Here is a 20,587-nt window from a genome sequence, read left to right as displayed (position 1 = left end):
CTAAAACAGACTTAATGAAACGACAGGAGAGTTCGATATGACACTGACCAAAATGACCCTCGCCGCCGCGCTGCTGGGGGCCACGACCCTCGGCGCGCAGGCGGCAGACCTGCGCATCGCGCTGCAATCTGACGCCGATGTGCTGGACCCCGACCAGTCGCGCACCTTTGTGGGGCGGATCGTCTATACGTCGATGTGCGACAAGCTGGTGGACATCACGCCTGATCTGGAAATCATCCCCCAACTGGCGACCGAATGGTCCTTTTCTGAGGATGGCAAGCAACTGACCATGATGCTGCGCGATGATGCGGTTTTCCATGACGGCACACCGTTTGACGCCGAGGCCGTGGCCGCCAACATCGACCGCAGCCAGAACCTTGAGACCTCGCGCCGCAAGTCCGAGCTTTCCTCCATCACCGGCGTCGAAGTGCTGGGCAGCCATGAAATCCGCTTTGATCTGGCCGATGCCGACGCCACGCTGATGGCGCAGTTCGCCGACCGCGCGGGGATGATGGTTTCCCCCACCGCTGCCGAAGCGGCGGGCGATGACTTTGGCCTGAACCCGGTCTGTTCGGGCCCCTACCAGTTCAAAGAGCGTGTGGCCCAAGACCGGATCGTGCTGGAGAAATTCGCCGACTACTACAACGCCGACGAATACCACTTTGACAGCGTGACCTACCTGCCGATCCCTGACACCACCGTGCGTCTGGCGAACCTGCAATCGGGCGACATCGACATGCTTGAACGCCTCGCCGCAACCGATCTGGCGCAGGCCGAAGGTGACGACGGCATCAAGGTCGAAAGCGCCGTGTCGCTGGGCTATCAAGGCATCACGATTAATGTGGCCAATGGCGAAAAGGGCGACAACCCTTGGGGCAACGACAAACGTCTGCGTCAGGCGCTGAGCTATGCCATCGACCGCGAAGCGATCAATCAGGTCGTCTTCAACGGCGCCTTCGCCGCGGGCAACCAGCCCTTCCCGCCGAACTCGCCTTGGTACAGCACCGACTTCCCCGTGCCTGAGCGTGACGTAGAAAAGGCCAAAGAACTGCTGGCCGAAGCGGGCTTTGCCGATGGGATCGACCTTGAGGTGCAGGTGCCCAACACCACGATCCCGCTGCAACTGATGCAGGTCGTACAGTCCATGGCGGCAGAGGCGGGGATCAACATCTCGATCACCTCCAAGGAATTCGCAACGCTGCTGGCCGACCAATCGGCGGGTGACTATCAGGCGAGCCAGATCGGCTGGTCGGGCCGTGTGGACCCCGATGGCAACATCCACCAGTTCATGACCTCCGATGGCGGCATCAACGATTCCAAGTTCTCGAACCCGGAAGTGGATGAGCTGCTGAACAAGGCGCGCAAATCCAACGATCAAGACGTGCGTCGCGAAAGCTATACCGCGGCCCGTGCGATCCTGAACGAAGAGCTGCCGATCGTGTACCTCTATCACCAGACATGGATCTGGGCGCTGGACTCCGACATCTCCGGCTTCACCCCCTATCCTGATGGCATGATCCGCCTTGAAGGTATGAAAAAAGAAGAAGGGTAAAACCTTCTCCATATGCACCGCCGGGCCGGTCCCGGCGGTGCCCCTCCCCTGAGCGAGACGTTTCAAAATGCTGTCCTTCATCCTGCGCCGTCTGGTGATCGCGATCCCGACGATCATCTTGATCTCGGTCTTTGTCTTCACCTTGCAAAAGCTGCTGCCGGGCGATCCGGTGCTGGCCATGGCCGGCGAAGAACGCGACCCGCAGGTGCTGGAATTCCTGCGCGAGAAATACCGCCTGAATGACCCAATCCCGGTGCAATATTTCACTTGGATCGGCAACGCGCTGACGGGGGACTTGGGCATTTCGCTGCGCACCAACCAGCCGGTGCTTGAGCTGATCGGGGAAAAGCTGCCCGTCACGATCCAACTGGCGACGATGGCGATGATCTTTGCCCTACTGATCGGCGTGCCTGCGGGCATCTTCTCGGCCGTCAAGAAGGGCACCGTGACCGATTATGTGGCCAATGTGGTGGCGCTCTCGGGCCTGTCGATCCCGAACTTCTGGCTGGGGATCATGCTGATCCTGCTGGTCTCGGTGAAATGGAAACTGCTGCCCGCCTCGGGCTATGTGCCCCTGAGCGAAGACCCCATCCGCTCCATCACCGTGATGATCATGCCCGCCTTCGTGCTGGGCACAGCACTCGCCGCCACGCTGATGCGCCACACGCGATCGGCCATGCTGAGCGTGCTGAGCAGTGACTACGTCCGCACCGCCCGCGCCAAGGGTCTGGTCGAGCGGAAGGTTATCCTCAAACACGCCTTCCGCAATGCGCTGACGCCCATCGTTACCCTGACTGCGCTCTTGTTTGGTGAACTTATCGCGGGCGCGGTGCTGACCGAACAGATTTTCACCATCCCCGGCTTTGGCAAGCTTGTGGTCGATGCGGTGTTCAACCGCGATTACGCCGTCGTGCAGGGGATCGTGCTGGTCACCGCTGTCGGCTTTATCTTTATGAACCTGCTGGCCGATGTCGCCTATGTGCTGCTGAACCCCCGCCTGAGGAAGCAATAATGGCCCAACCTGCCACCCCCATCACCATCGACGCCGAAAGCGCCGCTGATCCGGTCCTCTCTGCCCGTCCGGAAAACCGGGTCTGGAAGAAATTCCGCCACCACCGCAGCGCCATGCTTGGCGGCGTGCTGGTGGTTTTCTTCTGCGCCATCGCTTTGCTGGCCCCGTTGCTGCCCATCCCCGACCCTGCCGCCACCGATTGGGGCGCCGTGCGCAAAGGTCCGTCCGCCGCGCATTGGTTCGGGACCGATGAATTGGGCCGCGATGTGCTGTCGCGGCTGATCTGGGGGGCGCAGGCGTCCTTGCTGGCGGGGGTCGTTTCAGTCGCCATCGCGCTTGGGCTTGGCGTCCCTCTGGGCATCATTGCCGGGTATTTCGGCGGCTGGACCGATGCGATTATTTCGCGCTGCACCGAGGCGCTGCTGGCCGCGCCCTTCCTGATCCTCGCCATTGCGCTGGCGGCCTTCCTCGGGCCAAGCCTGACCAACGCGATGATCGCCATCGGCATCTCGGCCACGCCGATCTTCATCCGCCTCACCCGCGGTCAAGTGCTCAGCGTCGCCGCCGAGGATTACGTCGAAAGCGCGCGCGCCATTGGCCTGTCGACCCCGCGCATCCTGCGCCGCTACATCTTTCCCAACGTTCTGCCGCCCGTGCTGGTGCAGGCCACGCTGACCGTCGCGACCGCGATCATCGCCGAAGCCTCGCTGTCGTTCCTCGGCCTCGGCCAACAGCCGCCCGCGCCCTCTTGGGGGTCGATGCTGAACACGGCGAAGAACTTCCTCAATCAAGCGCCATGGATGGCGCTTTGGCCCGGCATTGCGATCTTTATGGTCGTGCTTGGCTTTAACCTACTGGGCGATGGTCTGCGCGATGCGCTGGACCCGCGCGAACACTGACCGGAGACGACATGACCCCCTTTACCACCCGCCCCGAGATCCGCGGCTCCTTCGGTGTCACCACCTCGACCCATTGGATCGCTTCGACCGTGGGTTTTGGCATCCTCGAAAAAGGCGGCAATGCTTTTGACGCCGCCGCCGCTGCGGGCTTTGTCTTGCAGGTGGTCGAGCCGCATTTGAACGGCCCGGCGGGCGATCTGCCGATCATCTTTCACCACGCGGAAAAGAAAGCGACCAAGGTCGTCTGCGCCCAGGGGGTCAGCCCCGCCGCCGCCAAGCTCGAGCATTTCGAGGAACTCGGGCTGAAACTGATCCCCGGCTCGGGGCTTTTGTCGACAGTGGTGCCCGGTGCCTTTGACGGCTGGATGCTGATGCTGCGCGATCATGGCACCATGGGCCTGCGCGAGGTGATGCAGCCCGCGATCGACTATGCCCGCGATGGCCATCCGGTGCTGCCGCGCGTGTCGAACACCATCAAGGGGTTGGCCGAATATTTCGCCGCCGAATGGCCCAGCTCCGCCGCCGTCTGGACGCCGGGCGGCGAAGCGCCAGAGCCCAATGCCAACTTCAAAAACCCCGATCTAGCCGTCACCTATGAACGGATTCTGCGCGAGGCCGAAGCCGCAGGCGAGGACCGCAGCGCGCAGATCGAGGCCGCGCGGAAAATCTGGTCCGAAGGGTTCGTGGCCGATGCAATTTTCGCCTATCTCGAAGACGCCTGCGTTCATGACGTGTCAGAGCAAAAGAACAGCGCCCTGCTGGCGCGCGAGGACATGGCCAAATGGCAGGCCAGCTACGAAGACACGCTCACGTATGAGTATCACGGCTGGACGGTGCATAAGACCCACGCATGGTCGCAAGGGCCGGTGTTTTTGCAGGCCCTCGCTATCCTCAAACATTTTGATCTGGCCGCAATGGACCCGATGGGCGCCTCCTTTACCCATACGGTGATTGAGGCGATGAAACTCGCCTATGCCGACCGCGAAGCCTACTACGGCGACCCCGAGCAGAGCATCATCCCGATGGAAGAACTGCTCTCTGACGCCTATAACGCTGAGCGCGCGAAACTGGTGAACGGCAAAGCGTCCCTTGAGCAGCGCCCCGGCGTGATCGCCGGGCTGGAGCATTTGGCCGAGCGTTATATCGAACGCGCGGCCCGTGATTTCGGCGTTCAGAATGCCGCCCCGCAAGAACCGACGATGGCGCATCTGACCGAAAAACGCGGCGATACCGTGCACCTTGATGTGATCGACCGCTGGGGCAATATGGTCTCGGCCACGCCCTCGGGCGGATGGTTGCAGAGCAATCCGGTCGTGCCAGGCTTGGGCTTTCCGCTGAACTCGCGCGCGCAGATGTTCTGGCTTGAGCGGGGCCTGCCCACGTCGCTTGCCCCCGGGCGTCGGCCACGCACCACGCTGACCCCTTCTTTCGCCGAGCATGCAGATGGGCGGCAACTGGTCTTTGGCACGCCGGGTGGCGACCAGCAGGATCAATGGCAGCTGATCTGGTTCCTGCGTTTCGTGCATCACGGGATCGACCTCCAAGAAGGCACGGACGCGCCGCTGTTCCATACCATGCATTTTCAAAGCAGCTTCTTTCCCCGCCAAGCCCTGCCCGGCGAGATGATGATCGAACCCAATGTCGGCGCTGCGGTGATCGACGTGCTGCGCGCACGGGGGCATATTGTCACCGTGGCCGAGCCGTGGTCAGTGGGGCGGATGACCGCCGCGCTGCGCAATCCCGATGGCAGCCTTCAGGCCGCCGCGACCCCCCGCCTGATGCAGGCCTATGCCGTAGGACGTTGACCCATGACCTATTCCATCATCGCCCGTGATCCCGACAGCCAAGAAATCGGCATCGCCGTGGCCAGCCGCTTTTTCGCCTGCGGGGCTGCCGTGCCCTACATCGGGCGCCGTGTCGCCGTGGCGACGCAGGCTTTCGTCAATCCGCTTTGGGGGACCGAAGGCCGGCGCATGCTGGAAAGCGGTGACCCCGCCGAAGCACTGCTGAAGGAATTCGCCGCGCGCGACGCAGGCCGCGATATCCGGCAGTGCCATATGCTCGACGCCGAGGGGAATTTCGCCGCGCATACCGGTGCGGGCTGTGTCGATTGGGCCGGGCACCGCGTTGGCAGCACTCATTCGGTTGCGGGCAATATGCTGACCGGGCCAGAGGTCGTAGAGGCCACGTTCGACACCTATGCCGCCCGCAGCGATCTGCCGATGGCCGAACGGCTGCTTGCCGCGATGCGTGCGGGCGAAGAGGCGGGCGGCGACAAACGCGGGCGTCAGGCGGCGGGGCTGGTGATCCACCGCGGGCAGGACCATGCCTATCTCGACCTGCGGGTCGATGATCACAGCGATCCGCTGAGCGAACTTGACCGGCTGCTCGAAGTCGCGGGAGAGCGCTATCTTCATGTGGCCGAAGCGATGCCGAGCCTTGAGAATTTCTCGGGCACTTCGGACCGCGGACCAATTGATGCAGCCATCACGCGCGCCGAAGAGGCTCGCAAGGCGGCGGGCAAATCCAGCCGGTCGCTGGCGACAGATGTAGAGACAAAGAAAGATTAACCCGATGAACGCGCTCGATTTTGGCCAGCTTCTGCCCCTCCTCGCCATTGCGGTGACCGCCGGTATTTTTGGCGGTATCCTTGCGGGTCTGCTGGGTGTTGGCGGCGGTATTGTGATCGTGCCTGCGCTCTATCTTGCCCTGTCGACGGCGGGGATGGACCCGGCGATTACCATGCAGGTGGCCGTTGGCACCTCGCTGGCGACTATCGTCTTTACCTCTTTGTCCTCTGGCTATGGTCACTTCAAACGCGGCGCGATTGATATGGACCTGCTGAAACTCTGGGCGCCGTCGCTTTTGGTTGGCGTTGTCATCGGCGCGCTTTTGGGAGGCTATGTCTCGGGGCTGATCCTTGTCGGCGTTTTTGCCACCGTGGCCGCGCTCGTCGCGCTCGACATGATCTTTCGCAAGACCAAAGACGACCCCACCCCGCGCGGCTTTGCCAAGCCGATCTGGGCGGTGCTGGGTGTTGTCACCGGCGGGCTGTCGGCGATGATGGGCATCGGGGGCGGGACCATTGGCGTGCCGCTGTTGAATTTTCTCGGCTACGACATCCGCCGCGCGGTCGGCACCTCTGCCGCAATCGGCTTTATCATCGGGCTGCCCGGCGCGGTGGTCTATGCGCTGACGGGCCTCGGCGCCGAAGGGCTGCCGCCCTTCTCGCTTGGCTATGTGAACCTTGCCGCTGCGGCCATCATCATTCCGCTGACCAGCAGCTTTGCCCATGTGGGCGTGAAATTGGCCCATAGCATCCCCCGAAGGGCGCTTCGGTTTGCCTTTGGAATTTTCCTGATGGTAACGTCATTGCGTATGTTCATTGATTTATTTGAAGCGTTTTCCAACTCATAACTCAGCCCCCCCAGACCGCCCCAAGTGAAGATGAATTGGCCGAGCGGCTGCGCGGAGCGATCCGGCAAGGGGATATCCTGAACGATGGGCGGATGCCGCCCGAACGGGCATTGGCCGAGCATTTCGGCGTGAGCCGCGCGCGGCTGCGGCTGGCGCTTGGCCTGCTGCAAGAGGATGGCACGATCTACCGCCGCCACGGCCAAGGCACCTTTGCCACGCCGCCGCCCGCCACCAATGCCGACAGCCTGCGCCACCTCGCCCGGCAGGTCACGCCAAGCGATGTCATGGAAGTCCGGCTTGAGGTCGAGCCCGCGCTGGCCGCCCTCGCCGCCGACCGCGCCCGCCCGCAAGAGATCGAGCGGCTGGACCAGTTGATGCGCGCCACGCTGAACCTCAGTGATCCCGACGCCTATGAGGCAGCGGATGACATGTTCCACTACAAGATCGCCGAGATGGCCCGGAACCCGCTGTTCCTCACGGTCTACGAATCCATCCGCGCGGTGCGCCGCGAAGTGGCTTGGACCTCGCGCCGCCGCACCTATCACGCGCCTGAGACGTTGCAGATACTTGGCGAACAACACATGACCCTGAACGACGCCATCGCCCGGCGCGATACGCTCGGTGCGGCCGCGGCGATGGAACAGCATTTGCTGACCGTATCCAAAACCCTGCTCCGTGACCGGGTGCGCAAGATCGAGCTCGATCTCTAGCTGGGTCAGTCCTGAGCACTGCTGATGTGGTCAAGGGTTGTAGCATCGAGTCCGCTCATATCACGAAGGAAACCACCCTCAAAACGCTGTGGATTCATTGTCCACAAAGCGCCCTCACCCCATTGCCAATTTGAGCGTCCAGCGCTAGCAGTTTTCCTGACCTTGTTAATAAGATCGCTGGAGGATACAAAATGTTCAAAATCACCAAGCCCACGGCAATTATCGCCACTTTGGCCGCGCTCACCGGAGGAGCACTGAGCGCCCAGACCGAAGTCAAGATCGGCTACGCCCTCGCCCCCGACAGCCACTACGGCGTCGCGGCGCAGAAGTGGCAGGAAGTCGTCGAAGCCGAGACCGACGGCAAGTTCAGCTTCCGCCATTTCCCCTCTTCCGGCTTGGGCGGTGAGCGTGAAGTGGTCGAGGGTCTGCAGCTTGGCACCGTAGAGGCGACCATCGTCTCCACCGGCACGCTGAGCAACTTTGTCCCCGCCACTGGCGTGACCGACATCCCCTTCCTGTTCCGCAGCCTTGATCACGCCCGCCGCGTGCTCGACGGCCCCATCGGCCAAGACATTCTGGCCGAGTTTGACGGCGCGGGCATGGTGGCCTTGGCTTGGGGTGAGCAGGGTTTCCGCCACATCACCGACAACCGCAACGCGATCGAGACCCCAGAAGACATCGCGGGCATGAAGCTGCGCACCATGGAAAACCCGGTGCACCTTGATGCCTTCAACGCCGCCGGTGCTGCCCCCACCCCGATGGCATGGCCCGAGGTCATCAGCTCGCTGCAGCAAGGCACCATCGACGGGCAGGAAAACCCGCTGTCGGTGATCGTGTCGGTGAAACTCGACGAAGTGCAAAAGTATCTCACGCTGTCGGGCCATGTGTATTCGCCCGCGATGTTGCTGGTCTCCAAACCCTTCTGGGAAGGTCTGTCTGACGAAGACAAGGCCGCTTTTGAGAAGGGCGCGACCGAGGCTGTGGCTGCCATGCGCGGCTTCGTCGATGATGTCGAGCAAAGCGGCGTCGAAACGCTGAAAGAGCGCGGCATGGAAGTCAACGAGCTGACCGAAGAGCAAAAAGCCACTTTCCGCGCCTCGATCGAGAGCGCCTATGAATGCTACTATGAGACCTACGGTAAAGAGCTGATCGACCAGATCGCCGCGACTGAGTAATCACGTCGTTGAAAGAAAAGGCGGCCGGGAGCAGCGCTTCCGGCCGTTTTGCACGGGAGGGGAAACCATGCGCAGATTGGAACAGCTATTCGTCAGGGTGAACGCCGCGGTGGTGATCGCCTGTCTGACGGGGATGGTCTTGGTCGTGGGGGCCAATGTTGCCCTGCGGTTCAGCACCAACCATTCGCTGTCATGGTCCGATAAATCCGCCCGTTACCTGATGATCTGGATGGCCTTTCTGGGTGCCGGGCTGGCGTTGCGGCAGGGTGGCCATGTGGCAATCACCAATCTGCATGACGTGATGAGCACCCGGATGCAGCGTATCCTGCGCGCGGTCATCGTGGCGGTGCTGCTGTTCTTTTTCGCCTTTATGGTTAAAGTCGGCTGGGATTATATGCAGCGCGCGCAGTACCAGATGACACCCGCAATGCGCCTGTCGTTTCGCTATGTCTATGCAGCTATGCCGGTCGGGTTCACCTTGCTGATCGTGCATCTGCTGCTGATCGCGCGGCCCTTTATCATGGCTGGCCACTACCATCAGCCCGATGGCCAAACCGAAAACATGCCGGGAGCCGCCAATGGCTGAGATCCTCTTTATCTCGCTTTTCGTGCTGATGGTGCTGGGCCTGCCCGTTGCCTTTGCCATGGCCATTTCGGTTTTTGCGGCAATTGGCTTGGGCAGTTCCTATCCGCAGATCGTCGTTGTCAAAGAGATGTTTTCCGGCCTCGACAGCTTTCCGCTTTTGGCTGTGCCCTTCTTCATCCTCGCCGCCGAGATCATGACCGGCGGCGCGATCACCCACACGCTTTTGCGCTTTGCGGCACAATTCGTGGGCCATCTGCGCGGGGGGCTGGGCTATGCCAATGTGATCTCCTCCACCATGTTCGCTGGCATTTCCGGCTCGGCCTTGGCCGATGCGGCGGGACCGGGGGCGATGATGATCCGCATGATGGAAAAAGGCGGCTATGACCGCTCCTACGCCGGGGCGCTGACGATTTCCTCGGCGGTGGTAGGGCCGATCATTCCGCCGTCGATCGTGATGATCATCTATGCGCTGCAGGATCAGGAAGTCTCGGTCGGGTCGCTGTTTATGGCCGGTGTCATTCCGGGGCTTTTGCTGGCCTGTGGCAGTCTTGCCGCCAACGGGTGGGTCAGTTGGAAACGCGACTATCGCAGCGCGGATGCACGCCCCGAGCGGGCGCAGATGTGGCGCAATACCTTTATGGCGCTGCCAGCACTTGGGCTAATCGTGTTGATTGTCGGCGGCATCCGGGGCGGTATTTTCACGCCCACAGAAGCCTCGGTCATCGCGGTGTTCTATGCCCTCTTCTGCGGTTTTTTCGTCTACCGCGCGCTGCGCTTGCGTGACCTGCCGGGGCTGATCCTGCGCGCCGCGCTGATTTCGTCCGCCGTTTTGTTGATCCTTGGCGCGGCGCGGGCCTTTGCATGGGTTCTGGTGATCGAAGGCGTGCCGCAGTTTCTGGCCGAGACGATCATTTCATGGGAGTTGTCGCCGATCCTGTTTCTCTTGGCGGTCAACGTGTTGCTGCTGCTCTTTGGCCTGTTTATGGACCCGCTGCCGGGCGTGATGATCTTGGTGCCGATCTTGGCGCCGATCAGCCATGCGCTTGGCATCGCGCCGGACCATTTTGCGATTGTGGTGATCGTGAACCTGACGCTCGGCCTGACGACGCCGCCGGTGGGGAGCCTGATTTTCGTGGTGTCTTCGGCGGTGAACCTGCGCCCTGCGGCGCTGATCCGTGAGATGCCGCCGTTCTTTCTGGCGAATTTTGTCGTGTTGATGCTGCTGACCTTTGTGCCGGCGATTTCGACATGGCTGCCGAAGGTCAGCGGTTTTTAACAGTTTACCGCCCGGCATCAGACCGGGCGGCGTTGCCGGTCGCGTTTCCCTACTCGGTCTGAATCCAAACCGCCTTGGTATCCAAATACGCCTGCAGGTGCTCCACGCCGCCTTCCTTGCCATAGCCCGACATCTTGAGCCCGCCGAACGGCACCGCCGGGTCGATTGCGTGGTACATATTCACCCAAACCGAGCCCGCTTTCAGCCGTTTCACCGTCTGGTGCGCCGTGCTTAGATCGCGGGTAAAGATGCCCGCCGCCAGCCCATAGGGCGTGGCATTGGCGCGCGCGATCACCTCTTCCATCGTGTCGAAGGGCAGGACAGAGATCACGGGGCCGAAAATCTCTTCCCGCGCGATGGTCATGTCGTCGGTCACATCGGCAAAGATCACCGGCTCAAGGAAGTTGCCGCCTTCATAGTCCGCGCCCTCGGGCCGCGCCCCGCCGGTGACCAGCCGCGCGCCTTCGGCTTTGCCCGCAGCGATATAGCCCTCGACCTTTTCGGCCTGCACACGGTTGATCAGCGGGCCGAGGTCCGTGCCCTCATCCAAGCCATGCCCGATCTTCAGCCCCCGCGCGAAAGCGGCCAGTTTCTCGATGAACTCATCCTGAATTTCTCGCGCCACGAACAGCCGCGAGCCTGCGATGCAGATTTGCCCCGAATGCGCGTAGACCGCCATCGCCGCGACAGGCACCGCCTTGTCGATGTCAGCATCCTTGCAGATGATCAGCGGAGATTTCCCGCCCAACTCCAACGTGATCCGCTTGAGGTTCTCAACGCCAGCGCGGGCGATGGTCTTGCCCGTGGCGGTCGAACCGGTGAAGACCACTTTGTTCACGTCCTCATGTTCGGCCAAACGCGCGCCTGCTTCGCGGCCCGTGCCGGTCACCACGTTGACCACCCCATCGGGCACGCCTGCCTCTTGCATCAACTTCGCGATCATCAAGGGCGTCAGCGGCGCGTCTTCGGAGGGCTTCAATACCACGGTGCAGCCCGTCGCCAAGGCAGGCGCGATTTTCCAGATCGAGGCGGCGGTCGGGGCGTTCCAAGGGATAATCGCCCCCACCACGCCCACCGGCTCGCGCGTTGTAAAAGAGAACATCGATTGCGAGACCGAGTTCTCGATCACATCGCCGTGCAACGCGACCGCCTGCCCCGCATAGAACCGCAGCATCCCGATCACCCGGCGTTTGTTGCCCATGGTCCGCGCCAGCGGCAGACCCATATCGGCGGTGTCCGACACACAGAGCTTTTCCCAATCGCGCTCCATCACATCGGCAATGCGCAAAAGCACCTCTTGCCGGTCATAGGGCGTGAATTTCGACCACGCCCCCTCAAAGGCCCGGCGCGCGGCGGCGACGGCGGCATCGACATCTTCGGCCCCGCCACGCGGCACCGTCGCCAGCGCCCGGCTTGAGGCGGGATCGACCACATTCAGCACCTCACCCGAGCGCGCGGGCACATCCTTGCCGTCGATGAACATCGGGCAGAACTGCCCGTGATAGAGGTCTTGGGCAATCTGGTGGGGGTCGATGGTCAAAGTCATATCAGCCTCATGCAATCAATGCGCCATACCTATCAAGCGCTGTGTCGGTTTCAAATATACAAAGCCCTGTTTGGCCGAGAAAATCCGCCCCGCCCGCGTTGCGCCGTGGCGGGCGGCGGGGTAGACCTTTACCCAAGGGAACCGCGCGCAGGAGCGGCGGTGGCAAGCGAGGGAAAGCCCATGAAAATCGGTATGATCGGTGTCGGCCTGATGGGCCACGGTATTGCGCGCAACGTGATGCGGCGCGGGGGTTTTGCGCTTGGCTATTTTGGCCACCCCGGCAACCAGCCGACCGATGAGTTGGACGGGCTGGGGGCCACGGCCTATGACAGGCTCAGCGATCTGGCCGCCGCGTCGGATGTGATCATCCTCTGCGTGACCGGCTCCCCGCAGGTCGAAGGAATTCTGACCGGGGCGGGCGGCGTGATTGACGGGCTGAAGCCCGGTGCGGTTGTGGTCGATTGCTCCACCTCCCTGCCCGCCTCGACGGTAAAGATGGCTGAGGCGGTCAAAGCGGCGGGGGGTGATTTCGTTGACGCGCCAATGACCCGGACCGCGCAATTTGCCCATGAGGGGAAGTTGAACCTGCTGGTCGGCGGCGACGCGGTGGTGGTTGAAAAGGTCTCTCCCGTCCTCGCCTCCTTCACCGAAGAGGTCAAACATGTGGGTGAGGTCAGCGCAGGCCACCGTTTGAAATTGCTGCACAACTACGTCTCTGTTGGCTTTATGTCGCTGCTCGCCGAAGCCGCCGCGCAATCGGCAGATGCCGGCATTGATCCGCAGAGCTTTGTCGATGTCTTGGCGGGTGGCGGCGGTGCCAGTGTCGCGCTTGATCGGCTGTCGCCCTTCATCGTAAACGGCGACCGCGAGGCGCTGCCCTTTGCGATCAGCAACGCGTTGAAGGATTTCGACTATTATCGGCAGATGTCCGCCCAATCCGGCGCGCAGGTTGAGATTGCCGATGGGGTCTATGGTGCCTTGTCAAAGGTCGTCGAGATGGGCGCGGGCGATGCCTATGTCCCTGAATTAGTGCAGCATTTCCGCAAGGGTTAAGCCCTAGGGTCAGAGCGTCAGCGTCCCGATGCTCGACCCGCCACAGACGAAAAGCGTCTGGCCGGTGACGAAACTATTGGCTGGATCGCAGAAGAAGAGAAATGCGTTGGTCACGTCCTCGACTTGCCCCAAACGGCCCACCGGGATGCGTTTGGCAAGCTCTGCTTCGCGTTCGCTTTCTTTCGGGATGATGCCCCAGAAATTGTCGGTCTGCACTGGGCCGGGGGCCACGACGTTGACGGTGATCCCATGCGGTGCAAGCTCCAGCGCCCATGTGCGCGCCATGCCGATCATCCCCGCTTTCGACGCCGAATAAGCGGTGCGCGTCGGGGCGCCCAAGGCCGCGCGCGAGGCGTTGAACATCACCCGGCCAAAGCCGCGTTTTTTCATGTTGGGCAGGAAGGCTTGCAGCAGCGTCAGGGCCGAGCCGAGGTGCAGTTGCGCAAGGCCGGTGATGTCTTCGGGCTTGGCCTCTTCAATCAGATTGGGCCAGATCAACCCGGCGTTATGCACCAGATGGGTCACGTCATAGCGCGCCGCGATATCAGCGGCGACGGCAGCGACGGAGGCGGGATCGAGAAGGTCGGCTTCGATATGCTCACATCCTTCCGCCTCCCATTCCGGCTTGCCCCGCGCGATTGAGATCACCCGATAGCCGCGCTCCAGCAGCCGCTGCGCCAGATCGGCGCCGATGCCCTTGCTGCCCCCGGTGATGACGGCGGTGTAATTGCTCATGGTCTCGCTCCCGGTATCAGCGCCAGCACCCGCAAGGGGCTGCCGGTCCCGCCTTTAATCTTGAGCGGCGGTGCGATCAGCATGGCCCCGGTGGGCGGCAGTTGGTCGAGGTTGCACAGACATTGCAGCCCGTATTTGCCGGCCCCATGCAGCAGGTAATGCGCCGGAAAGGGCGGGTCGTAATGCATCCCCTGCCCCGCATCGGTGCCGACGGTTTCGGTGCCAAAGCCACGAATGCCGCGCTCCAACAGAAGGTTGATCGCGGCGGGTGTGGGACCGGGCGAATGGGCGCCGTCCTCGTGCATGTTGAGGTAATCCGCGCCGCTGCGCTTTGACCAGTCGGTGCGCATCAGCACCCAGACGTCTGCCGGGATCGTGCCGTGTTTGGCTTCCCAATCGTGGATGATTTCAGGGGTCAGTTCAAAGTCATCGTCCTGCCCTGCGCCGTCGGAGCAGTCGATCACAACCACCGGGCCGATGAAGGCCTCGGGCGGGATTTCATCCACCGCGCCATTTGCCACGTCCTTGCCCGAGACCCAGTGAATCGGCGCGTCGAAATGGGTGCCAGTGTGCTCATTGAGGGTCAAGTTATGCCACTTCCACGCCGGGCCACGATGGTCATAGGCCGAGACCTCTTCCATCCGGAACCGCGCGCATTGGCCGAACTCGGGTGGCAGCACGATCACGGGGAAATCGGGATCAAGCCGGTGGGTCAGATCGACGACCCGGGCCGCGCCGCTTGCCAGCGCATCGGCCAGTGCTGTGATTGCATCGCTCATGCGCCGCTCCCCCGCATCTCACGTTCCATCAATGCCGGATCCTCCAGCCAACGGGCCAGAGCATCCTTGGCCACATCCCCGCAGGCGACCTCTTCGAGGCCATCAATCAGGCCAGTCACCACCGTCCGCGCCAGCGCGCGGGGGGTGACTTTGGGCGGTGGCAGGGGTTGGTGCCATTCATCGTCTACCGGGCCGGTGTAGACATTCATCACCCGCAGCCCGGACCCGGCAAATTCCGCCCGCAGCGTCTGGCTGAGCGACCGCGCCGCTGCCTGCGAGGCATCGAAGCCGCCAAACCCTGCCTCGGGCGCCAAGGCTCCCGCCGACAGGATGTTCACCCACGCCACTGCCGAATTCACACCATCCGCCGTGCGCGACGCCATCGCCGGGCCAAAGCCCTGCGCCAGTCGCATCAGGCCCAGCACATTGGTCTCCATCCCCTCGCGGGCAAAGATCGTATCATTGCCCAGCACCCCGCCGGTGCGGATGAACTGTGCCGTGTTGATGAGGATATCGACCTTGCCGCCGATCTCTGCCGCAAGGCGCGAGACCGAGGCGGTGTCGGTCACATCCAGCGGCATGAGGCTGACGTTCTCCATCCCCTCGAACCCCGCGCGCCCTTCCCACCGCCGCCAATGCTCCGGCTCGCCCAGAAAGACCTGCGCCGCACCAGCCTTCAAAAGCGCTTGGGTCAGCGGCAAGACCAAGGGGGAGCGGGCATCGGTGATCAGCACCCGCCGGTGTTTCGGGTCGCTCGACATTGCGCGCAGCATTGGATCGTCTTGCATAAATTCGCTTTCCTCTCGCGGCAGGGCCACCATGACCCCCTGCCCAGCCCGGTCCAATTTGAGCGCCAGACGGACGTGATCGCCGCGCCCGACATCGCCGTGCAGATGGCACACCGCAACCGGTCCGGCGGCGAGTTGGACCGTGCCAATGCGCCATGGCAGACGTTCGCGAAAGTAAGGATCGGGCGAGACCCGGATCGTCGTTTCGGCCAGCACCTCGCCCGCCGGTTCAGTCTCGCGCCACTCAAGCGCCACCGACAGGCATTTGCAGCAGGCATCACGCGGTGGATATTGCACCGCGCCGCAATCCGCGCAGTGCTGCAGGGCGAACTGCCCGCGCCCTGCGGCAATCGCCAGCCCAAGCGCCGCGCGCGAGCGTTGGGCAGGCGGCAGGGTCGGCACCGTGCTGCGCTTTTGCGGGTTCTTCTTTTGGGGCGGCATCAATGGTTCGGTCATGCCCCGCCCCCTTCGATGATCGCCGCCGCCGAACAGACGCCCCGGTCATAATTGATCATGCCAAAGCCCGAGACCAGCGCCCGCCGGGCGTTTGCAACCTGCGTGCCTTCGGCCTGTCCGGTCACCTGCCGGATCGCTTCGACCAACCCCAGATAACCACCCGCCGCCCCCGCTTGGCCCACCGACAATTGCCCACCCGAGGTGTTGTGCGGGAAGTCGCCGTTGGTCGTGAGATCACGCTCGCGGGCAAAGGCGGCCCCCTCCCCCTTGGCGCAAAACCCGAGGTCTTCGAACTGCATCATCGAGATCACCGGGTAGTCGTCATAGGTCTGCAACAGGTCGACGCCCTCCGGCCCATGACCCACCATGTCATAGAGCTCCCCAATGTCCATGCCCCAGCCGCCGCGCAGTTGCATCGGGTCTTCGGGATAGGCGTTGTGACGTTCAATCGTGCCGCTGATCTGGGCGAAGGGCAGGTCGCGGCGCAGGGCCTCGTCCTCGCGCATGACCAAAAACGCCTCGGCCCCGGCGCAGGGCATGACGCAGTCGAATAGCGCGATGGGGTCTGAGATCATCCGGGCGTCCATATACTGCGCCAAGCTTAGCGGAGTCTTCATCAAGGCCGCAGGATAGTTCAGCGCATTTGCGCGTTGCGAGACCGCAATATGGCCAAAATCCTCGCGCGTGGCGCTGAATTCTTGCATGTAGCGGTCCATCAGCAGCGCGAAACTGGCGTTGGGGCCGCCGAACCCATAGGGAAAGGTGGCATCCATCGAAAAGCGCGAAAACCCGCTGAGCAGGGTGCGAAAACTGTCGATCCGGTTTGCGTCCCCCGCCACGCAGGCGACCACATCCACGTCGCCCGCTTGCACCGCCCGCGCCGCACGGCGCAGCGCGATCACCCCGCTGGCCCCGCCTGTGGGCACGGTATCGAGCCAGCGCGGGGAAAGCCCAAGATGTTGGGTCAGCCCGACCGGCGTGTCGGGGGCGAGCGAGAAGCTGGAGACCGAAAATCCGTCCAACTCCGCCGGCGCGATTCCCGCTTCACCCAACATCTCGCGCAGGGCGCGGGCGATCCACCAATGCGCGGTCTCGTTGCTGTAGCGCGCGTAGGGAACCGAGGTGGGTGCCGCGAGCACCACACCGTCATAGCCCTGACGCCTCATGCCGCTGTCCGTTTCTTCAGCCTGCGCAGGTCTTGCGTGGCAGGGTCGGCGAGCAGGTCGGCGGCCAGCGTTTTCAGCACCCCTCGTTGGAGTTTTTGGGTCGCGGTCAGGGGCAGCGCCTCGACAAAGGCGATGAAGCCGGGGGCTTTGTAGTAGGCAAGTTGGGTGAGGCACCATTGGGTGATCTCTTGCGCCAGCGCGGCGGGATCGGCGGCGCTGTCTTTGGCAACGATACAGGCAAAGACCTCATCCCCGCGCACCGCGTCGGGCACGGCGGCGACGGCGGCGCTGGCCACGGCGGGGTGGCGCATCAGGGTCAATTCTACCTCAACCGCTGCGATGTTTTCGCCCGAGCGGCGGATCACGTTTTTCTTGCGGTCAACGAAATACATCGCGCCATCCGGAGCACGGCGCACGATGTCGCCGGTGTGAAACCAACCGTCCGACCATGCCTCATTCGTGGCTTCGGCATTTTTGAAGTAGCCCGCGAAGAACCCGCGCCGAGGGTCGGGACCGGCGCGGCGCACCAGCAGCTCGCCTTGATTGGCCTCTTGCCCGGCATCATCGACCAGCCGCACATCCAGCCCACCCTCGGGGGCACCAAGACAGCTTTCGCCCACCCTCCGGGGTTCGCGGTTGGCGCAGATCACGGCGCCCGCGCCCGTTTCGGTCATGGCCCAAGCCTCCACCAACGGAAAGCCGAAGCGCGCCTCAAACGCGGCGTGGAGTTTTGGGTCGACCCCTGCGCCAAAGCCGAAGCGCAGGGCGTGATCGCGGTCGGCTTCGCTTTCTTCGGCCCCCATCAGCATGGATGGCATGACACCAAGGTAGTGCAGGCAGGTCGCCCCCGAGGCCCGAACCGAGGCCCACCAGGTGCGCGGATGGAACCGATCAAGCGCGGTCAGGCAGCCGCCAACGGCGATCATCGCCATAAAGGAATAGGCCATCGCGTTCATGTGGAAGATCGGCAGGGGCGTAATCATGCGCTCGCGGTCTTGCGACAGGGCGCAGAGCCCACCCGTGTCGGCGTACCACCGCCCGGCGTCGAGGAAATAGGTATTGGTGAGGATGCAGCCTTTGGGCTGGCCCGTGGTGCCGGAAGTGTAGAGAAGTGCGGCTTCCGCGTTCTCCGCGCCGCCATTATGCGCCGCGATGGCCGTGAACGTGACCGGCGATGGGAGTGGATCGCCCGGTGCAATCACCGGCATGTCGCGCCCCGCCTGCCGCGCCGCCGCGCGCAGGTCATCGCCCCGCGAAGGGATCGCCACGGCCAAAACAGGCTCGGCGTGGTCGATCATATAGCTCAGTTCCGCCGCGCGCAGATCGGGGTTCACCGGCACGACCGACAGGCCCAAACCGTTCAGCGCCAGCCACCAGAGGAAAAAGGCCGGGCGGTTCTCCACCAGCAGCATGACCCGCTGGCCGGGAAGGTAGCCCGCCGCCGCGATGTTCTCACGCAAAGCCGCAACCTCGCGCGCGGCTGCGGCATAGCTCACCTCGCCCGCCGCGATGCCGTAGGTTTCCGCCGTTTCTGGCAAGACATTGAGAAAGGCGCGGTTAGGATGCCGCGCGGCGGTGTCCTGAAAGGCCGCGTAAACCGTTGCGATCTCTGGCGCGATCATGGCAGCAACTGAATGTTGCGAAAGGCTGCATCGCAATTGACGATATCGACCCGTTTGTTGGCAATCCGAAGCGCGCCATCGACCATGGCCAACTCATGCCGCGCGGTGATGGCGAGCAGTTGCTGCTCATCAAGCCGCGTCTCAACGTAGTGCATGAAGGTGGTCGTGACGAAACGCCCCGCCTCCATGTCCATCTCATCCACGAAAGGCCGCTGGATCACATGATGGCAGCGGCTTTTTGGCTTTTGGCTGAAGGTCCGTGCGCCGTTGAGCCGTTCGACGCGCAATTTTAGCATGAACATATCCTCATACATCAACGACGTTTCGTTGATCGGATCGGTCTGCTGATAGTCCAGCGGCATCCAGTAATGCCCGTCCGCCAGCCATAGGTTCAGCCATTCGGTATAGCGCCCCTCGTCCAACATGCGCGCTTCGTCATAGATGAAGTCGATCAGGCACTCGCGCGTCACGCTCATTCCGCTGCCTCCGCTGTTTGGCTCATGGTCATGAACTTGACCCAAGCGTGGAATTGGTTGCGCATCTGGCGTTCGGTGGTGCCGTTTTCGACCGCTTCCACTTCAAAATCTTCGTCGTCTTCGATCAGGCGTTGGATGTTCACCCATTCCAAACCGTCGACCATCAGACCCTCTTGGGCGCGCTCGTACATTTCCAAGTCGTCATGGCCGACGATGGAGGTCGGCGCGTTGATCATGCGGTTGTACATCGCGGTGCGGGCGGTCAGCTCTTCCGGGGCGTCGACAAGGCGGTAGATGTAGCTTTCCACCACCGTGCGGTCCGCCGCGATGGGGATGAATACGCGCAGCTGCTGGATCGGGCCCTTGATCATGATGTTCGGGAAATAGACCGTGTTGTGGCGGTTTTCGTCCAAGATCGCCTTGGCTTTCTCCTCTCCATAGCTGTCGCAGAGCGCTTCGAAATAGCCGGGGATGGCGGCGTAATCCGAGTGGATTGAATGGTTTACGCCCGTATGCCCGTGGCCATTGGGCCAAGTGCGGATGCCCATGCCTTCGAAGAATTCGTAAGGCGACATGAAGGGGGCGATGATCTCCATCGCGGGGGGCTTGGGGGCACCTTCGGGGAGGTCCATTTCCTCGTAGAGTTTCACCGCCGTCCCGGCAGAGCTTTCGTGGGCTACCATCGGGTGGCAGGTGTCGGTCTGGTTTTCGACCAGCATCTTCCAGTTGCAATGATGCATGTAACGCAGCGGCGGGCCGACGACTTCGAGCCGTCCGGCGGGGGAACGGTCCACCATATTGTCGAGCGAGGTCAGGCTCGCGCCAAAGAACTCGTCGAAGCTGATGCCCTCTTCCGCGAGCCGGGCAAAGATGAAGCCGCGGTAGTTCTTCACATCGCCAACGCTGCGCATGCCCTTGCCGCTGTCGGTCTCTTCCAGCCCGGTATCTTGGTAGCCTTTTTTGAGCGGGATCGCCAAAAGGCAGCCGTCAGTTTTGAAGCTCCATGCATGATAGGGGCAGCGGAAGAACTTGCCGGTGTTGCCCTGCCGGTCGATGACGATTTTCGTGCCCTTATGCGGGCAACGGTTCAGCAGCACATGGATGTCGCCGGTCGAATGATGCACCTGAATGACCGGCTGGGTGCCGATGTGGGTGCTGAAATAATCGCCCTTGTTCGGCGTCTGACTTTCATGGCCGACAAAGACCCACGCATTGGCGAAAAGATGCTTCATCTCTTGTTGGAACACCTCCGCGTCGGTGTAGATATCGCGGTGCACCTGATGTGGCTGCACGAGGGCGGCCAGTGCCGCCGGGCTGTCGTAACGTCCCATGAGTTCCT

General features: G+C 62.7%; 19 protein-coding genes. 11 read left to right on the top strand and 8 right to left on the bottom strand.

The window, feature by feature from the left end:
* The first annotated feature begins 37 nt into the window (after positions 1–37).
* The 10 genes from R1T45_RS03325 to R1T45_RS03280 all read left to right on the top strand — a co-directional run bounded on the left by R1T45_RS03325 (position 38) and on the right by R1T45_RS03280 (position 10,627).
* Positions 38–1,552 carry an ABC transporter substrate-binding protein gene (locus R1T45_RS03325; RefSeq protein ID WP_317389135.1) on the top strand — a complete coding sequence of 505 codons (1,515 nt, stop codon included), beginning with the start codon at positions 38–40 and terminating at the stop codon, positions 1,550–1,552.
* A 67-nt stretch (positions 1,553–1,619) separates the two neighbouring features.
* A complete protein-coding gene (locus R1T45_RS03320; protein ID WP_067628831.1) occupies positions 1,620–2,564 on the top strand; it encodes an ABC transporter permease in 945 nt (314 codons plus the stop codon).
* Positions 2,564–3,463 carry an ABC transporter permease gene (locus R1T45_RS03315; protein ID WP_067628764.1) on the top strand — a complete coding sequence of 300 codons (900 nt, stop codon included), beginning with the start codon at positions 2,564–2,566 and terminating at the stop codon, positions 3,461–3,463. The genes R1T45_RS03320 and R1T45_RS03315 overlap by 1 nt, the downstream gene beginning before the upstream one ends.
* A gap of 11 nt (positions 3,464–3,474) precedes the next feature.
* Positions 3,475–5,268, top strand: coding sequence for a gamma-glutamyltransferase family protein (locus R1T45_RS03310; RefSeq protein WP_317389134.1), 1,794 nt, complete (start codon positions 3,475–3,477; stop codon positions 5,266–5,268).
* Between the two features lie 3 nt (positions 5,269–5,271).
* Positions 5,272–6,033, top strand: coding sequence for a DUF1028 domain-containing protein (locus tag R1T45_RS03305; protein ID WP_317389133.1), 762 nt, complete (start codon positions 5,272–5,274; stop codon positions 6,031–6,033).
* Positions 6,034–6,037: 4 nt separating this feature from the next.
* Entirely contained in the window at positions 6,038–6,880 is an 843-nt protein-coding gene (locus R1T45_RS03300; RefSeq protein ID WP_317389132.1) for a sulfite exporter TauE/SafE family protein, read from the top strand.
* A 35-nt stretch (positions 6,881–6,915) separates the two neighbouring features.
* The gene (locus R1T45_RS03295; protein ID WP_317389131.1) at positions 6,916–7,590 is read left to right on the top strand and encodes a FadR/GntR family transcriptional regulator; all 675 of its coding nucleotides are present in this window, start codon (positions 6,916–6,918) and stop codon (positions 7,588–7,590) included.
* A gap of 191 nt (positions 7,591–7,781) precedes the next feature.
* Entirely contained in the window at positions 7,782–8,765 is a 984-nt protein-coding gene (locus R1T45_RS03290; RefSeq protein WP_317389130.1) for a TRAP transporter substrate-binding protein, read from the top strand.
* A 67-nt stretch (positions 8,766–8,832) separates the two neighbouring features.
* The gene (locus R1T45_RS03285) at positions 8,833–9,351 is read left to right on the top strand and encodes a TRAP transporter small permease (protein WP_317389129.1); all 519 of its coding nucleotides are present in this window, start codon (positions 8,833–8,835) and stop codon (positions 9,349–9,351) included.
* On the top strand, positions 9,344–10,627 hold the full coding sequence (locus R1T45_RS03280) for a TRAP transporter large permease (protein WP_120352325.1): 1,284 nt from the start codon (positions 9,344–9,346) through the stop codon (positions 10,625–10,627). The genes R1T45_RS03285 and R1T45_RS03280 overlap by 8 nt, the downstream gene beginning before the upstream one ends.
* Before the next feature lie 49 nt (positions 10,628–10,676).
* On the opposite strand, the gene R1T45_RS03275 is transcribed toward R1T45_RS03280, so the two are convergent.
* Complete coding sequence (locus tag R1T45_RS03275; protein ID WP_317389128.1) at positions 10,677–12,173, bottom strand: aldehyde dehydrogenase family protein; 1,497 nt, start codon at positions 12,171–12,173, stop codon at positions 10,677–10,679.
* A 180-nt stretch (positions 12,174–12,353) separates the two neighbouring features.
* Here R1T45_RS03275 and R1T45_RS03270 point away from each other — a divergent pair, with 180 nt between their 5' ends.
* Positions 12,354–13,226, top strand: coding sequence for an NAD(P)-dependent oxidoreductase (locus R1T45_RS03270; protein WP_317389127.1), 873 nt, complete (start codon positions 12,354–12,356; stop codon positions 13,224–13,226).
* A 9-nt stretch (positions 13,227–13,235) separates the two neighbouring features.
* Here the strand turns inward: R1T45_RS03270 and R1T45_RS03265 are convergent, their stop codons facing one another.
* From R1T45_RS03265 to R1T45_RS03235, 7 genes are read right to left on the bottom strand one after another with little or no spacing between them, the layout of a single operon-like run.
* Positions 13,236–13,961 (bottom strand): SDR family NAD(P)-dependent oxidoreductase, encoded by a 726-nt coding sequence (locus R1T45_RS03265; protein WP_317389126.1) that lies wholly within the window; start codon positions 13,959–13,961, stop codon positions 13,236–13,238.
* Complete coding sequence (locus R1T45_RS03260; protein WP_317389125.1) at positions 13,958–14,740, bottom strand: cyclase family protein; 783 nt, start codon at positions 14,738–14,740, stop codon at positions 13,958–13,960. Before R1T45_RS03260 ends, R1T45_RS03265 begins: the two co-directional genes overlap by 4 nt.
* Positions 14,737–15,984: an SDR family NAD(P)-dependent oxidoreductase gene (locus tag R1T45_RS03255; RefSeq protein ID WP_317389124.1), complete on the bottom strand. Its 1,248-nt coding sequence runs from the start codon at positions 15,982–15,984 to the stop codon at positions 14,737–14,739. The genes R1T45_RS03260 and R1T45_RS03255 overlap by 4 nt, the downstream gene beginning before the upstream one ends.
* On the bottom strand, positions 15,981–17,150 hold the full coding sequence (locus R1T45_RS03250) for a thiolase family protein (protein WP_317389123.1): 1,170 nt from the start codon (positions 17,148–17,150) through the stop codon (positions 15,981–15,983). The genes R1T45_RS03255 and R1T45_RS03250 overlap by 4 nt, the downstream gene beginning before the upstream one ends.
* Positions 17,147–18,772: an AMP-binding protein gene (locus R1T45_RS03245; protein WP_317389122.1), complete on the bottom strand. Its 1,626-nt coding sequence runs from the start codon at positions 18,770–18,772 to the stop codon at positions 17,147–17,149. Before R1T45_RS03245 ends, R1T45_RS03250 begins: the two co-directional genes overlap by 4 nt.
* Complete coding sequence (locus R1T45_RS03240; protein WP_132445385.1) at positions 18,769–19,248, bottom strand: aromatic-ring-hydroxylating dioxygenase subunit beta; 480 nt, start codon at positions 19,246–19,248, stop codon at positions 18,769–18,771. Before R1T45_RS03240 ends, R1T45_RS03245 begins: the two co-directional genes overlap by 4 nt.
* Positions 19,245–20,579: an aromatic ring-hydroxylating dioxygenase subunit alpha gene (locus R1T45_RS03235; RefSeq protein ID WP_317389121.1), complete on the bottom strand. Its 1,335-nt coding sequence runs from the start codon at positions 20,577–20,579 to the stop codon at positions 19,245–19,247. Before R1T45_RS03235 ends, R1T45_RS03240 begins: the two co-directional genes overlap by 4 nt.
* Positions 20,580–20,587 lie beyond the last annotated feature (8 nt).

Source organism: Sulfitobacter sp. LC.270.F.C4 (genome assembly GCF_032922545.1).
Classification (GTDB): Bacteria; Pseudomonadota; Alphaproteobacteria; order Rhodobacterales; family Rhodobacteraceae; genus Sulfitobacter; species Sulfitobacter profundi.
Note: the sequence above shows the minus strand (reverse complement) of the source record. Positions and strands in the feature narration are given on the sequence as shown.